Source organism: Anaerobacillus alkalidiazotrophicus (assembly GCF_001866055.1).
Genome location: NZ_MLQS01000001.1, coordinates 979,903 through 995,285 on the forward strand (window position 1 = coordinate 979,903; position 15,383 = coordinate 995,285).

12 protein-coding genes, 1 other RNA gene and 1 riboswitch are annotated in these 15,383 nt (G+C 35.3%); of the genes, 11 read left to right on the top strand and 2 right to left on the bottom strand.

Annotated features, from left to right (window positions below):
• Positions 1-96 precede the first annotated feature (96 nt).
• Positions 97-243: riboswitch (SAM riboswitch) on the top strand.
• 255 nt (positions 244-498) lie between these two features.
• From BKP45_RS04645 to BKP45_RS04675, 7 genes are all read left to right on the top strand, one after another.
• Positions 499-1,770 carry a homoserine dehydrogenase gene (locus BKP45_RS04645; RefSeq protein ID WP_071388547.1) on the top strand — a complete coding sequence of 424 codons (1,272 nt, stop codon included), beginning with the start codon at positions 499-501 and terminating at the stop codon, positions 1,768-1,770.
• Positions 1,771-2,126: 356 nt separating this feature from the next.
• Positions 2,127-2,303, top strand: a non-coding RNA gene (gene ssrS, locus BKP45_RS04650) — 6S RNA.
• Between the two features lie 382 nt (positions 2,304-2,685).
• Positions 2,686-3,447, top strand: coding sequence for a tRNA threonylcarbamoyladenosine dehydratase (locus BKP45_RS04655; protein WP_071388548.1), 762 nt, complete (start codon positions 2,686-2,688; stop codon positions 3,445-3,447).
• A 537-nt stretch (positions 3,448-3,984) separates the two neighbouring features.
• Positions 3,985-5,571 carry an L-lactate permease gene (locus BKP45_RS04660; protein WP_071388549.1) on the top strand — a complete coding sequence of 529 codons (1,587 nt, stop codon included), beginning with the start codon at positions 3,985-3,987 and terminating at the stop codon, positions 5,569-5,571.
• A 180-nt stretch (positions 5,572-5,751) separates the two neighbouring features.
• Complete coding sequence (locus tag BKP45_RS04665) at positions 5,752-6,471, top strand: (Fe-S)-binding protein (RefSeq protein WP_071388550.1); 720 nt, start codon at positions 5,752-5,754, stop codon at positions 6,469-6,471.
• 12 nt (positions 6,472-6,483) lie between these two features.
• On the top strand, positions 6,484-7,914 hold the full coding sequence (locus BKP45_RS04670; RefSeq protein ID WP_071388551.1) for a LutB/LldF family L-lactate oxidation iron-sulfur protein: 1,431 nt from the start codon (positions 6,484-6,486) through the stop codon (positions 7,912-7,914).
• A gap of 1 nt (position 7,915) precedes the next feature.
• Positions 7,916-8,635, top strand: coding sequence for a LutC/YkgG family protein (locus tag BKP45_RS04675; RefSeq protein ID WP_071388552.1), 720 nt, complete (start codon positions 7,916-7,918; stop codon positions 8,633-8,635).
• Positions 8,636-8,693: 58 nt separating this feature from the next.
• Here BKP45_RS04675 and BKP45_RS04680 read toward each other — a convergent pair whose 3' ends face one another.
• Together BKP45_RS04680 and BKP45_RS04685 are read right to left on the bottom strand one after the other, a co-directional pair.
• The gene (locus BKP45_RS04680) at positions 8,694-9,329 is read right to left on the bottom strand and encodes an RsfA family transcriptional regulator (RefSeq protein ID WP_071388553.1); all 636 of its coding nucleotides are present in this window, start codon (positions 9,327-9,329) and stop codon (positions 8,694-8,696) included.
• A gap of 528 nt (positions 9,330-9,857) precedes the next feature.
• A complete protein-coding gene (locus tag BKP45_RS04685) occupies positions 9,858-11,180 on the bottom strand; it encodes an AAA family ATPase (RefSeq protein ID WP_071388554.1) in 1,323 nt (440 codons plus the stop codon).
• 670 nt (positions 11,181-11,850) lie between these two features.
• Between BKP45_RS04685 and BKP45_RS04690 the strand changes: the two genes are divergently transcribed.
• The 4 genes from BKP45_RS04690 to mnmA all read left to right on the top strand — a co-directional run bounded on the left by BKP45_RS04690 (position 11,851) and on the right by mnmA (position 15,302).
• Positions 11,851-12,543: a YczE/YyaS/YitT family protein gene (locus BKP45_RS04690; protein ID WP_407639572.1), complete on the top strand. Its 693-nt coding sequence runs from the start codon at positions 11,851-11,853 to the stop codon at positions 12,541-12,543.
• Complete coding sequence (gene cymR, locus BKP45_RS04695) at positions 12,476-12,895, top strand: cysteine metabolism transcriptional regulator CymR (RefSeq protein WP_071308592.1); 420 nt, start codon at positions 12,476-12,478, stop codon at positions 12,893-12,895. Before BKP45_RS04690 ends, cymR begins: the two co-directional genes overlap by 68 nt.
• 133 nt (positions 12,896-13,028) lie before the next feature.
• Positions 13,029-14,171, top strand: coding sequence for a cysteine desulfurase family protein (locus BKP45_RS04700; RefSeq protein WP_071388555.1), 1,143 nt, complete (start codon positions 13,029-13,031; stop codon positions 14,169-14,171).
• Positions 14,172-14,189: 18 nt separating this feature from the next.
• Positions 14,190-15,302, top strand: a complete 1,113-nt coding sequence (gene mnmA / locus BKP45_RS04705; protein WP_071388556.1) for a tRNA 2-thiouridine(34) synthase MnmA — start codon at positions 14,190-14,192, stop codon at positions 15,300-15,302.
• Positions 15,303-15,383 lie beyond the last annotated feature (81 nt).

Consider the following 15,383-nt stretch of genomic DNA (forward strand, 5'->3'; position numbering starts at 1 on the left):
ATTTACATTTTTTTGCTCTCATGTTATAGTTTTTTTACTTAGGAATTCTAAATAGTTTTACTATTTTAATAAATGAATGACAATTACAATTAAATATACTTATCAAGAGAGGCGGAGGGACTGACCCGATGAAGCCCGGCAACCTGTTATCCTTTTGTTTTGCTATTTTAGGCTAAATAAAAACAAAAGGCTATCTAAACAAGGTGCTAAGTTCAGCAGAGAGAATGCTCTGGCAGATAAGTGAGGATATAAAAAACCTTTCCTTGTCTGGAAAGGTTTTTTTGTAGTATCAGAATTTATAAATTTCTAACTTAGAAACTGTCTAGCGCAAGCAGCCTATCGCTCGTGACCAAGGCGCTTGCGCTTTTCTTGTTACATCGTTTCTTATGTGGGTAGTAAGGAATTCGAGATTTAGGCTTAATATAATGAGATTTTTTTAAAGATTATGTGAATTAAGAAACACTTTTTGTTAATTATAGGGTAAGGGAGCTGTTTACATTGATTAAAATTGGTTTTTTAGGGTTTGGAACTGTAAATTCAGGTGTGTATGAGGGTGTTACAGAAACTTTGGATTATTTAGAGTCTGTAATTGGTGAAGAGTTATGTATTACTAAAATATTAATTAGAAATAAACGTAGATACGTAAATGAAGCAAACTTTGAACTTATGACAGATAGACCAGAAGATTTTTTTAGCAATGAGTTTGATATTGTTTTTGAGGCTATGGGTGGAGAACAACCAGCACTAGATTATATTACATTACTTTTAATGAAAAAAATACCTGTAATTACAGCGAATAAAGAGCTAGTCGCTAAACACGGACCTCTACTCGAAAATTTAGCAAGTAAATATAATTCATTTATCGGTTATGAGGCAACCGTTGCAGGAGGAATACCAATTGTGAACACACTCAATAGTCAGTTACAATGGAGCGCGGTAGAAAAGGTATCTGGAATTTTAAATGGAACTACAAATTATATCATTACAAAGCTTGCAGATGGGAAACGGTCGTTTGAAAATGTCTTAAAGGAGGCACAACAATTAGGATTTGCTGAGGCTGATCCTACTGCTGATATTGAGGGATTTGATGCGTTATATAAACTTCAAATACTCTGTAAACTCTGTTTTGGAGCTTGGGTTAGTGATGAACAGTTTCAAAGAAAAGGAATGTCTCATCTCAAAAGTTGGCATTTTAAAGCTGGAGAAGCTCTTGGTTTAAAATTAAAATATATAGCAGAAGCTTATTATGATGGTAGGGAAGTTCAAGGTACAATCTCCCCGTGTTTCATTGACAAAAACCATCCATTATCAGCAATTGAAAATGAAAATAATGGAGTTCATATTAAAACGGATTGGTTAGGAGATTTCGTCACTGCTGGTCCTGGAGCAGGTAAAAGACCAACGGCTACTAGTATGATTGAAGACTATCTCCATCAGTTATTAAAAAAGAACAATCAAACTAATAGAAAGAAACGTGTAAAGGCATATCTCCCAGATAGTCAACAATTTGTACTCTTTTATGAGAAAAGCAAAGAAAATGAAATCAATCAAAAGATAATAGACAGTACTTATGACGTAGAAGAAGTTTTACAGATTGATGATACTGAAAAAATAGCTATGATAATAAAAGCACGTGAAAAGTGTTTGCCTATATTTGATGAAATTGAATACGTTGATATTTTCCCTATACAACGAGGCTCAAATGATAACAATGATCATGGAGTTGAACTCACTAAAGGTGGTCAAAATACAATAAAAGTATATAATTGAGTGAATTTTTATACCTAGCGTCATAAATCTGAACTAGTGACGCACAATTTAACGTTACTAGTTAGAGTATCTATAGAGGCGAATATGTAATCCATTAAATTAAATCAATTTCATAATTGCTTAATCAAATTAATGAATTTCATAATTGTTTATTTTCGCTACTCTGATACTAAATGTTGTTGGATGAAGATCGTTTCCAACAACATTTAGACTTATGTAGCTCCATTTAGGTAATTAGGAAATTCACTGAAATGGTAAATTTAAGGATAATTAATTAAATAAATGTCTGTTTTACGTCAACGTTTCTCTCAACTTGAAATCTAAAAAAGATCGTGGTATTATAAAGTTAATCCATTAGAGTCCTGAGGTGTTCGTAGGATACAATACGTTTTGAGCCAACACTTTTAATATGGGAGCTTGAAGTTTTAGCTTGGCGTGCAGGCCTTCTTGAAAGGAAGTACAAGAAGTTAAACAGGGCACCCACCTGCGAGAGCAGGTTCAAAACTATGTTTTTACGGCACATTGGGACTCTAACCTTATACTAACTTTTTAAACCTAGGAGAGTTCCTAGGTTTTTTGTATAGTCTCGTTAATTTCGGTTGATAGTATAAGAAGGGATATTATCGCCCTTAAGAGGCAATAAACTTTCAAAACTTGGGAAAGTCCATAGCTTTGTGTGCATAGTTGACCGATTAATTGATCGAAAGCTAGGATAAGTTAAATGAGCAAAAAATGTAGATTGAAGTGTTTCTCTTGCTTATTGAAGTTTCAGCTTTTTAATAAAATTAATTATTCAATCCAAAGTGGGGAAAAATTCTATTAAATGAAGGTCTAAATTTACATCTAATGAAGTTTTATGATATATTCAAAATCGTGAAATAAGCTATATAGGAATTTTGGAAGGAGAATTAACTAATGTTACATCAATTTTCTAGAAATGAACTAGCAATTGGACATGAAGGATTAAATATTTTAAAAAACAGTACGGTTGCTGTTCTTGGTATAGGTGGAGTCGGTTCATTTTCAGCTGAGGCTCTTGCCAGGTCGGGGGTAGGTCGGCTAGTTTTGGTAGATAAGGATGATGTTGATATCACAAATGTAAATCGCCAAGTTCATGCGTTATTATCAACAGTTGGAAAACCTAAAGTGGATTTAATGAAGGCTAGGATTGCAGATATTAACCCTGAATGTGAAGTGATTGCATTAAAGATGTTTTATACTGAAGAAACATATGAAGCGTTTTTTGATTATGGGCTTGATTTTGTTGTAGACGCTTCTGATACTATTTCATATAAAATCCATTTAATGAAAGAATGTTTAAAACGCAAAATTCCTATTATCTCTAGTATGGGAGTTGCTAATAAAATGGATCCTACAAGATTAAGAATAGCGGACATTTCTAAGACTAGCTACGACCCAATAGCAAAGGTCATTCGAACAAAACTTAGAAAACAAGGTATACATAAAGGAATAAATGTTGTTTTTTCTGATGAACAACCGATTAAAATTAAAGAAGAAATAAGAAAAGAGATTGTATCCAAGGCACAAGAAGAATCTCCAATTCGAAAAGCTAAAATGCCACCTTCATCAAATGCATTTGTCCCTTCTGTATCAGGACTTATAATGGCAGGTCATGTCATTACCTCTTTACTCAAAGATATAAAAATAGAGCGCTAATAATTACTGTTACACCGCCCCTAAACGTCCGATATAGAATAACTTTCATCAGTGAAAGCTGATGATTAGTTACTCTTATGCCTGTGGTATAAGTTAAACTAACAATCAGTGGGGGATGAAGCAAAACTCCCTCTGATTGAAGTTCAGCTTTATATACAATTCAACATTCAAGACCCTCCTAATTAAACCTTTCCAAGAAAAATTAATATTTTAATGAATTTCATTCAACTAATTTTGAAATTTTAGTGTCAGTCTTGTAGTTTTTATTCTTAAATAAAAATGAATTTTGTGTGAATGTACAAAAAACACTCTTAATATTGTACTAGATTTCTTATATATAACTAAAAAATGAAAGTTTGTGAATTTTTTTTGAACGATCTTATTGATTACTTTCAAAATCTTAAATACAATGAAAGCGGTTACAACTAATATTTACTAATCAAAAATAGTAATTTGGGTGATTTTACAAAGATTGGAGGTAACTTAGCACTAATGGTTTGTTGGGGATAAGCAATGATTTTATGGGGGGGTTAAATTATGCAATTATTAGCAGCATTTAGTGCAATTATCGCGCCATTTATATTTTTAGTCCTTTTGAGAATGCCTGCAAAGCGGGGGATGCTTTACAGTGCAGTGATCGTAATTTTGTTTGCTTTTACAGTCTGGGGATTAAATATCGATATATTGTCTGCGTCTATTTTGCAAGGTTCACACAGGGCCATAACGATTTTATTTATTCTTTTCGGAGCCATTGTTTTATTAAATACTTTAAAGAACACTGGAGCTGTTGATAGAATTAATGAAGGTTTCCGGAATATCTCTCCGGATATGAGAGTTCAAGTTGTTATTGTGGCTTTTCTATTTGGAAGTTTAATAGAAGGTGCGGCGGGTTTCGGAACACCTGCCGCGGTTACCGGACCATTGCTAGTGGCTCTTGGATTCACTCCTTTAGCTGCAGCCGCTACAGCACTAATTGCCGATAGTACAGCGGTATCATTTGGGGCTGTTGGAACTCCGATTATTGTGGGACTAAGCAATATTGAAGGAGCAGGGATCGAGCTCTTTAAAGATGTTGGAATTTTAATTACATTAATGGATTTATTGGTAGGTACATTAATACCATTTATTCTAGTTCTTGTTTTAACAATTGCTTTTGGGAAGAAAAAAGGGCTGTCAAGTGCATTTTCACTATTACCTTGGACGTTACTTGTAGGTGCATCTTATACTCTTTCAGCTGCTTTATATGCTTGGTTGTTCGGACCAGAATTTGTTTCAATTTTGGCTTCGATTACGGCAATGGCTATTGCAACATTAACAGCAAAGAAGAATATTTTCATTCCAAAAGTTGTATGGCAAGATGCTCTGGCTAAAGATTTTAAAGCGGAAGAGAAAAAATCTGATATGAGTCTTGTATCTGCATGGAGTCCATATTTTATTGTTGTTGTCTTGCTTTTGTTAACAAGAATTGTTACGCCGATTAAGCAATTCGCGCAAAATACAATTGACCTGGGTTGGAATAATGTACTTGGAATAGAAGGAATTAATTCAGCGTGGCAAGTACTATATTCTCCAGGAGCAGTTCTTGTACTCGCAGCAGTGATCTCGGTATTTACACAAAGGAGCACTTTTTCAAGTTTTACGAAAGCTTCGAAGGAATCATTGAATTCGGTTAAGGGGGCAGCACTAGCGTTAATTCCTACTTTGGCACTTGTGCAAGTATTTTCGAATTCTGGAATGAACACGAGTGATCTCGTGTCGATGCCAGAATATATTGCATTATCTATGGCGTCTACGTTCGGTGGCGTATGGCCATTTGTTGCACCTTATCTCGGAATTCTTGGAGCTTTTATCACTGGAAGTGCAACAGTATCAACACTTACTTTTGCTCCGATTCAGTACAGTGTAGCGATAGAGACTGGATTAAACACAAACCTTATTTTGGCGCAGCAAGTGGCAGGAGCAGCAGCAGGGAATATGATTTGTGTACACAACGTTGTTGCAGCTTTAGCGGTAGTTGGGCTTGTTGGTAAAGAGGGGGAAGTCATTCGTAAAACATTGGCCCCTGCTCTAATATATGGGCTATTAGTAGGAATTGCTGCTACGGTTTTATTTTTGGCCTTGTAAACACAATCGCTTTACTATTGGTTATGGAAATAATTTCATGGTAACCCGAATCTATTATCTTATATAATAGATTTGGGTTACTAAATTATTTAGTAGTTCAAATGAGAACGCATCCATTTAAGTTTAGTCGCGTAAATTTCATATTTGTCATTATTTATGACCTAGGGGGAGAGAAAGTAAATGAAGGTTTCTTTATTTTTAACCTGTTTAGCAGATGTTGTTTATCCAGCATCAGTAGGGAAAAGTACAGTAGAAATTCTTGAACGGTTCGGCTGTGAAGTAGATTTTCCGAAAAAGCAAACGTGCTGTGGTCAGCCCGCTTTTAATAGTGGCTACCACCGTGAAACAAAGGAAGTAGCGAAGCACATGATTAATGTATTTAAAGATGCCAAGTATGTTGTTTCACCTTCGGGTTCATGTATTTCTATGTTACATGAATATATTCATTTATTTGAGGATGATCCTGAATGGAAACAAAAAGCCGAAGAACTAAAAAGTAAATCCTATGAATTAACTCAATTTCTTGTTAATGTTTTAAAAATTAACGATGTGGGTGCAAAACTTCAAGCAAAGGCCACCTACCATACGTCATGTCACATGACTCGTTTATTAGGAGTAAAGGATGCACCAATGAATTTACTGAAAAACGTTGAAGGTTTAGAGTTTACAGAGCTTCCGCATAAAGAGCAATGTTGTGGATTCGGAGGAACATTTTCAGTTAAAATGGTACCTATTTCAGAGCAAATGGTTAATGAAAAAGTACAACATATTGAAGAAACAGATGCAGAAGTCTTAATCGGAGCTGATTTAGGTTGTTTAATGAATATTGGTGGAAGAATTAATCGTCAAGGTAAAACAATAAAAGTCATGCATATTGCAGAAGTACTAAATAGTAAATAAGGTGGTGAAAAAATGGCAATGAAAATTGGGGAAGAAAAATTTTTTAATCGTGTAGATAAAGGAATTAACAATGATTTTATGCGTAAAGCCGTTGCTGGAGCACAAGAACGAATGCAAGGTCGTCGATTAGACTCGATAAATGCGTTAGGAAATTGGGAAGAGTGGAGAAATCTTGCTGAGGAAATTCGCCAACATACACTTGAGAATTTAGACTTTTACTTGGAGCAGTTAGCAGAAAATGTGGTGAAGAATGGTGGCAATGTCTTCTTTGCTGAAACTGCCCAAGAAGCAAATGACTACATTAAAGGTGTGGTTTCAAAAAAAAGTGCTAAAAAGATTATAAAGTCAAAGTCAATGGTTACCGAAGAAATAAGTATGAATCAAGCTCTAGAATCTATTGGTTGTGAGGTAATTGAAACAGATCTTGGAGAGTGGATCTTACAATTAGATGACCATGATCCACCTTCCCATATTGTTGTCCCAGCTCTTCATAAAAATAAAGAGCAAATTCGGGACACATTTATGGAAAAAAGAGGTTATGCGAAAACAAGTGATCCAAAAGAGTTAGCTCTATTTGCACGTGAAGTATTACGAAAAGATTTTTTAGAAGGTGAAGTAGGTATAACAGGTTGTAACTTTGCAGTTGCAGAGTCAGGGTCAATTTCACTCGTGACAAATGAAGGAAATGCAAGACTAGCAACAACAATACCGAAAACACAAATTACAGTAATGGGGATGGAGAGAATTGTACCTACTTGGGAAGAACTAGATATTTTAACTAGTATGCTTGCTAGAAGTGCGGTTGGGCAAAAACTAACGAGTTATGTTACGGGTTTAACTGGACCAAGAGAAGATGGAGAAGTCGATGGTCCGGAAGAATTTCACTTAGTAATAGTAGATAATGGTAGGTCAAAAATATTAGGTACTCAATTTCAAAGTGCCCTACAATGTATTCGTTGTGCTGCTTGTATCAATGTCTGTCCTGTATATCGTCATGTAGGTGGACATTCTTATGGTTCTATTTATCCAGGGCCAATTGGAGCAGTTTTAAATCCATTATTAAGCGATTATGATGAATATAAAGAATTGCCTTATGCATCAAGTTTATGTGCCGCTTGTACAGAAGTTTGTCCTGTTAAAATCCCACTTCATAATCTATTAATTGAGCATCGGCGTGTAATGGTAGAAGAAGAAGGGAAAGCACCTTTTGCTGAAAAGTTGGCTATGAAAGGATATGCGTTTGCTGCATCTTCACCGAGTGTTTATAGTGTAGGGACGAAAACGGCTCCAACTGTAATGGGTCCGTTTACAAAAAATGGGTTTATCTCTGAAGGCCCTGGTCCGGTTAAGCTTTGGACAGATATTCGCGACCTTCCTGAACTGAGTAAAGGTAAAGATAAGTTCAGAACGTGGTTTGAGAATCGTGACAAAGGAGGTAACTAATATGGCAGTTGGTACAGTTCATAATAAAGATAAATTTCTCAATAATATTGCTAAATCTCTAGGTAGAGAGCGTAAAGCAGCAGGTGTTATTCTTCCCAAGTGGAAAAACCGTCCGCAATATGAAGTTTTTAAGGGTTTGTCACAAGATCAATTAGTAGATCAATTAGAGGATCAGTGTCAACGAATTCACACTGTAGCTAAACGTGCAACACTACAAACATTACCAAATGTTTTAAAGGAGGCCATTTTAGAACTCGGTGGGAAATCTATCGTTAATTGGAAAGATCCTCGATTTGAAGAATATAACTTAATAGAAACTTTTGTAGATTTTGCTAATGATGAAGGAAATGAATATCATGTTTGGGATCCTGCTCTAGGAGAAGAAAATGTTGAAATTGCAGAACGTGCGAACATTGGGATTACATTCTCTGATATAACGTTAGCTGAATCTGGTTCTGTCGTATTATTTAGTGATAAAGGAAAAGGGCGTTCTGTTAGTTTACTTCCTGCAACCTATATTGCTATCATACCCAAAAGTACAATTGTACCACGAATGACACAAGCTACTAAAAAGATACATGAAATGGCTCAAGAAAGTCGTCTCCCTTCCTGTATTAATTTTATATCGGGTCCAAGTAATAGTGCTGACATTGAATTAAATTTAGTAGTTGGGGTTCATGGACCAATAAAAGCTACTTATATTATTGTAGAAGATAAATAACAAATAAAGCATCGGATTTTCCGATGCTTTATTTAATAAATGACATGCACTATCCTATTTACTTTGCAATCTTTTCTAAGTTTCCATTCTTGTCCATCCGAAATTTTGGTGCTTGAACGTGTTCATCTTCATCTTGTAACAGTGCCATACGTCTTGCCCTATTCATTATTTGAATTAGTGATTGATAGTCTTCCTCAACAACAAGATGATCTTTTTCAAGTTTTGTAAGCTTTGTTTCTAGTTCTTTTTTCTCGGTCATTAACTGTAAGTTTTCTTTCATTAATTTTTCATTTTCTTTTCTTAATTCTAATGAACTACCTTCCTTAGATGCCATAGATTGAATAAATTGAAGTACATCTTTTAGACTTATACTTTGTTTTTGATCAGTTGTAACTCTCATTTCAGGTAAAGGCATCATCGCAGTTTCCATTTGTGGTTGAAGGGTAGTAGGTTTATTTAACAATCTTCTTTTCATTTCTTTTCGTTGTTTTTTTGCTAGTTTTATTGCTTCATTATACTGATTTCTAACAACTGCATTCCAACGAAAACCACAGGCTGCTGAAGTTCTGTTTAGTTCATCGCCTACTTCGTCGAATGCTTTTAACTGAGTTCCACCCTCTCTAATGTGGCGTAATACGGTCTCTGCTAATAATAAATCATCTTCTGATGACCAGGCATCTTGTCTTATTTTCATAAAATCATTCATCTCCTTAAAATATTTGTTTTCTATTTTTCTACGCATTATTTAAAACTTTTAATGTCAATTATTAGTAATACTTTCTCCAGTATTAAAAAAAAATATACATACGTCAGTTTGATTTTTTCAAAGATGTAATATTTTAAAGTCAGAAATCACTCATCTTTAAGTGAAATGTAGTAATCTAGTTTTTTCATTTTACAAGAATATTTAACTATCTTGATATTCTTATCTTTCAAACTATTTAGAAGGTATTGGTAATATATGTATTACTACAATACTGAAACTAACTTTATAAATTTATCAGTTTGGGAATGATCTTATGCCACAACACAAGGACAACTAAACATATAGTTTAAGTTTTCTGAATTTGACCTTAAGTGTGATTATGGCTGTGGGAACTAGATTGTTTAAAGAATGGGGATCGTTTTGATTTATGATTTAACTTGTAGTAAACAATAAAATAAAAAAATGTAGAATGTAAGTAACTGCTCTAAAGCAATACTATTCATTCTACATTTACATTTAATTTCGTTGCTTAAAGTATTGAAGTCGCTTGTTTACGGTCATTTCATACCCGTTCTCCGAAGGGATATAAAATTGTTTGCCAACCATATGATCAGGTAAATATTGTTGTGGTACATAATTTTTTTCGTAGTTATGAGGATATTTATAGTCGACTCCGTGTCCTAATTCCTTTGCTCCTTTATAATGAGCATCTCTTAGGTGGACAGGAACTTCACCTGTTCTTTCATTTTTTACTGCCTCAAGAGCTTGATCTATTCCTACAATTACAGCATTACTTTTAGGGGCTGTTGCTAAATATATGGCAGCCTCTGCTAAAGGGATTCTTGCTTCAGGCATCCCGACAAAGTCAACAGCGTATGCTGCTGCTTGAACGATAAGTAGAGCATTAGGATCGGCAACACCGATATCTTCAGCTGCATGAACATATAGTCTTCTTGCAATAAATTTTGGATCTTCTCCAGCATATAGCATTTTAGCTAGCCAGTATAAAGTGGCATCAGGATCTGAGCCCCGTATACTTTTAATAAATGCAGAAATAGTATCATAGTGATTGTCTCCTTTTTTATCATAGCGGACAATCCTTTTTTGGATTGACTGTTCTGCAATTTGTAATGTAATAATAATTGTGCCATTTTCACTAGGGTCAGTTGTTAAAATAGCAAGTTCGAGTGCGTTTAATGCTGAACGTGCGTCGCCATTTGCGATATTCACGATATGATTAAGTGCATCTTCTTTTAATTCAATTGAGTAGTTACCGAATCCGCGCTCATTGTCGCAAATAGCTGCTTTCACTATCTTTTTTAAGTCATTACTAGAATGTGGTTTTAATTGAAACAGCCTCGAACGTGAAAGTAACGCTTGATTAATTTCAAACATTGGACTTTCTGTTGTAGCTCCAATGAGGATGACTGTACCATCTTCTACATATGGTAATAAAGCATCTTGTTGACTTTTGTTGAAGCGATGAATTTCATCGATAAACAGTATAGTTTTTTTCTCATACATCAGTAATCTTTCTTTTGCAATTTCGATAACACGACGAATATCAGCAATACCAGCTGTAACTGCATTCAGTTGCTCAAAAGCAGCAGAAGTAGAATTTGCAATAACCTTTGCAAGCGTGGTTTTCCCTGTTCCAGGTGGTCCAAAAAAAATCATAGGCGTCAAACGGTCTGCTTTAATGGCCCTTCGTAATAAAGTGCCTTTTCCTAAAATTTCTTCTTGCCCTATAACCTCATCTATCGTTCTTGGGCGCATTCGACTTGCTAATGGCCCTTTAAGATTTTCATTTTTTTCCGCTGAATAATTAAATAAATCCACTGTATTCGTACTCCTCATAGTTTCTTTGAGTCAAAAATACATGATGACCGATCTAATTGCAACGATTATCTTATATATCTTTATTTCGGTTCCCTACAATTTTACAATTCGTGCTATAATTGATGAGGAATTTTAGGTTAGCTTTTACAAAATGGGGAAATATCATTTGATATAGAATGCTCTAGCTCTGGTGCAATTGATGAATGAATTCATTTCTTTCGTTACGGCATATCACTGACTACTTTTATGTAGTCCTTTAAGTGTTTTTTGTCTGTGCTCTTGGTGCTTGTGTTTTTCTTGTATAACCAGAATTTATAAATTTCTAACTTGGAAACTGTCTAGCGCAAGCAGCCTACGAGCTCGGTCACTTCAGTCAAGCTACTGACTTCATAACTACATGAATAACGTCTCTGAATAGCTTCATGCAGCTTTGCTCCTGCGGTTACTCGTCGCACAAAACACTGCTTCGAGGAAGCTTACTACGAAGCAATACTAGAAGACGCTAAAAGTACGTAGGAAGCCAAAGAGCGGCTTCTGTCAAAGGCCGCCCCAGTGAAGCTACTACTTGGATTACTTCGATGCGGCTTTGCTCTTGAGCACACGGAGTAGCACAGGAGCAGCTGCTCGTGACCAAGGCGCTTGCGCTTTTCTTGTGAGAGGATGAAACTAGTTGAGAAGAGAAAATGGAAGTATGATAAAAAGGTGGCTAATTTTCTTAGTCGGGTTGATGGTGATGTCACTAGGGGTAGTTCTCATGATTGAGGCTAATCTAGGGGTTGCACCATGGGATGTATTGCATATTGGGTTAACTAAACAGATTGGATTGACAGTTGGTACTTGGTCAATTTTAGTAGGTATTTGTATTATTGCAATTGCAAGTTTAATAATGAAAGAATGGCCCAAGTCTGGAGCATTAATAAATATGTTATTAGTAGGTATGTTTATCGACACATTTAGATTATTTATTGATACACCTACGACAATTGTGGGACAATATGTTATGCTTTTTACAGGAATACTTGTAATAGGCTATGGAATTGGACTTTATATTGCACCAAAATGTGGAGCAGGACCTAGAGATAGTTTAATGATTGCCATTACAGAAAAGAGTGGCTGGAAAGTTCAGTATGTTCGAGCAGTAATGGAAATTGTTGTTTTATCAATTGGCTGGAGTTTAGGAGGACCTGTTTTTATAGGTACAATCCTATTTAGTTTAACAATTGGTAATATAGTAGGAATTACATTACCTCAATGTCAGCGCTTAGTAGATCGTATTATAGAAAGAGGGGTTAAAATTGAAGATTTCGACAAAAGGACGTTACGGGTTAACCATCATGATGGCGTTAGCAAAGAAGTACGGTGAAGGACCAATCTCCTTAAAATCAATTGCAAAAGACCATGATTTATCAGAACATTACTTAGAGCAATTAATTGCACCACTTCGAAATGCCTTACTAGTTAAGAGTGTTAGAGGTGCATACGGTGGCTATATGTTAGCAAAAGAAGCAAATCAAATTACAGCTGGTGATATTATTCGTGTCTTAGAAGGGCCAATTAGTCCTGTAGAAGTTCTAGAAGATGAAGAACCAGCAAAAAGAGATCTATGGATAAAGATTAGAGATGCGGTAAAAGATGTTCTTGATAATACAACCTTAGAAGATCTGGCAAACTTTGAAGATAAGGGTGATCAAGAATACTATATGTTCTATATTTAGTCCATAATAATTTAGAGTGTAATGTTTTGTAGAAAATCAAATTAATAATTAATTCTTTAAAATTAACTATTAATTTGATGTATCTTCATAGTTACATTCTATATTGATATTTAAGAAGGTGAAAATGAAAATAATGAAATCGATATATGTAGATCACGCAGCGACTTCACCTACACACTTGTCTGTTGTTGACGCGATGATACCGTTTTATTATGAGAATTTTGGAAATCCATCTAGTATGCATCAATTTGGTCGAAAAGCAAGACTTGTAGTAGATGAAGCTAGAGCTGTAATTGCAAAAACGATAAATGCATGTGAAAGAGAAATTATTTTTACTAGTGGTGGTACAGAAGCCGACAATTTAGCGGTAGTTGGCTATGCTATGGCTAATAGAGCGAAAGGAAAACATATTATTACAACTTCTATTGAACACCACGCTCTACTACATACATGTGGGCATTTAGAGAAAAATGGTTTTGACGTAACATATTTAAAGGTAGATGAGTACGGCGAAATCATACTAGAGGATTTACGAAATGCCATTCGTGAGGATACAATTCTCGTGTCCATTATGTATGGTAACAACGAGGTTGGAACACTCCAACCGATCAAGCAAATTGGTGATCTTCTAGCTGAGCAAAGTATTGCTTTTCACACTGATGCAGTTCAAGCGTATGGAATAGAAGAAATTGATGTAAAAGAAATGAAGATTGATTTTTTAAGTGCTTCTGCTCATAAGATCAATGGTCCAAAAGGTGTAGGGTTTTTATACGCTAACAGTAAACATAAAATACAACCGCATCTGTTTGGAGGAGAACAAGAAAGAAAAAGACGAGCTGGAACGGAAAATGTTGCTGGTATTGTAGGTCTGAGAGAAGCAGCACAAATAGCTATCACTGAAAGACAAGCAAAAAACAAGCAATATCGTGCTTTTCGTGATAAGATGATTTCCATATTTAATGAACAAGGAATAACTTATGAAATAAATGGAAAAACGACTTCTTGCTTACCACATATTTTAAATGTAAGTTTTCAAGGAGTTGGAATAGAGTCATTATTAGTCAATCTCGATTTAGCTGGAATTGCTGCATCTAGTGGTTCGGCGTGTACAGCTGGAAGTTTAGAACCATCCCATGTATTAAAGGCGATGTTTCCTAGTGATAAGGAAAGAACTATGTCGTCGATTCGGTTTAGTTTTGGCTTAGGAAATACTATAGAAGAAATTGAGCTAGTTGCCTATGAAACGGTTAAAATTGTTCAACGTATTAAAAAGTAATTGAGAGGTGGTGAGGTAATGCTCAATCATCAGCAAACTAAAGCTCCAAAAGATACTCGTGTTGTTGTAGGGATGTCAGGTGGAGTGGATTCTTCAGTAGCAGCATACCTCTTAAAAGAACAAGGTTATGATGTTATCGGAATATTTATGAAAAACTGGGATGATACGGATGAAAATGGTATATGTACTGCTACAGAAGATTACAACGATGTCATCCGAGTTTGTAATCAAATTGGAATTCCGTATTATGCTGTAAATTTTGAAAAGCAGTATTGGGACAAAGTATTTACGTATTTTTTAGATGAATATAAAGCAGGTAGAACACCTAATCCAGATGTAATGTGTAATAAAGAAATAAAGTTTAAGGCTTTTTTAGAGCACGCGATGTCTTTAGGTGCAGATTATTTAGCTACTGGTCATTATGCGAGAGTTGAATATCGTAATGGTGAATATAAAATGCTTCGTGGTATAGATGATAATAAAGATCAGACTTACTTTTTGAATGCCTTGGGTCAGGAGCAACTCTCTAAAACGATGTTTCCAATTGGGGAACTTCCAAAAAAAGAGGTAAGAGAAATTGCAAAGAAAGCTGAACTTGCAACAGCGAATAAAAAGGATAGTACTGGAATTTGCTTTATTGGAGAACGTAACTTCAAAGAATTTTTAAGTCAGTATTTGCCTGCCCAACCTGGAGATATGCAAACTCTAGATGGAGAAGTAAAGGGCAGACACGATGGGTTAATGTATTATACGTTAGGTCAAAGGCACGGTTTAGGAATTGGAGGATCTGGAGAGCCATGGTTCGTTGTTGGAAAAAATTTAGAACAAAATGTTCTTTATGTAGCCCAAGGGTTTCACCATGAAAGTCTTTACTCTGAAGGTCTAACGGCTATTAATGTTAATTGGGTTAGTGAAAAACCTATCAGTAGTAGCTTCAAATGTACTGCTAAATTTCGCTACCGTCAGCCGGATAACGGTGTAACTGTTAATGTTAAAGAGGAAGGCATCTTAGAAGTAATTTTTGATGAACCACAACGAGCGATTACACCAGGGCAAGCTGTTGTTTTTTATAATGGTGATGAATGCCTAGGTGGCGGAACTATTGATAAAGTTATAAAAAAAGTGGACTAACCCCTTTTATTGGTGGAAGTCCACTTTTTCCCATTAAAATAATGTAGTTTTACTTTGTTTTTGTTAGACTTAATCTTAAAG

Bases quoted from the DNA above. Each gene is read 5' to 3' on its own strand.
- BKP45_RS04680 (WP_071388553.1), bottom strand. From the start codon at position 9,329: ATGAAAATAAGACAAGATGCCTGGTCATCAGAAGATGATTTATTATTA.
- BKP45_RS04700 (WP_071388555.1), top strand. From the start codon at position 13,029: ATGAAATCGATATATGTAGATCACGCAGCGACTTCACCTACACACTTG.
- BKP45_RS04665 (WP_071388550.1), top strand. From the start codon at position 5,752: ATGAAGGTTTCTTTATTTTTAACCTGTTTAGCAGATGTTGTTTATCCA.
- mnmA (WP_071388556.1), top strand. From the start codon at position 14,190: ATGCTCAATCATCAGCAAACTAAAGCTCCAAAAGATACTCGTGTTGTT.
- BKP45_RS04670 (WP_071388551.1), top strand. From the start codon at position 6,484: ATGGCAATGAAAATTGGGGAAGAAAAATTTTTTAATCGTGTAGATAAA.
- BKP45_RS04660 (WP_071388549.1), top strand. From the start codon at position 3,985: ATGCAATTATTAGCAGCATTTAGTGCAATTATCGCGCCATTTATATTT.
- BKP45_RS04675 (WP_071388552.1), top strand. From the start codon at position 7,916: ATGGCAGTTGGTACAGTTCATAATAAAGATAAATTTCTCAATAATATT.
- BKP45_RS04655 (WP_071388548.1), top strand. From the start codon at position 2,686: ATGTTACATCAATTTTCTAGAAATGAACTAGCAATTGGACATGAAGGA.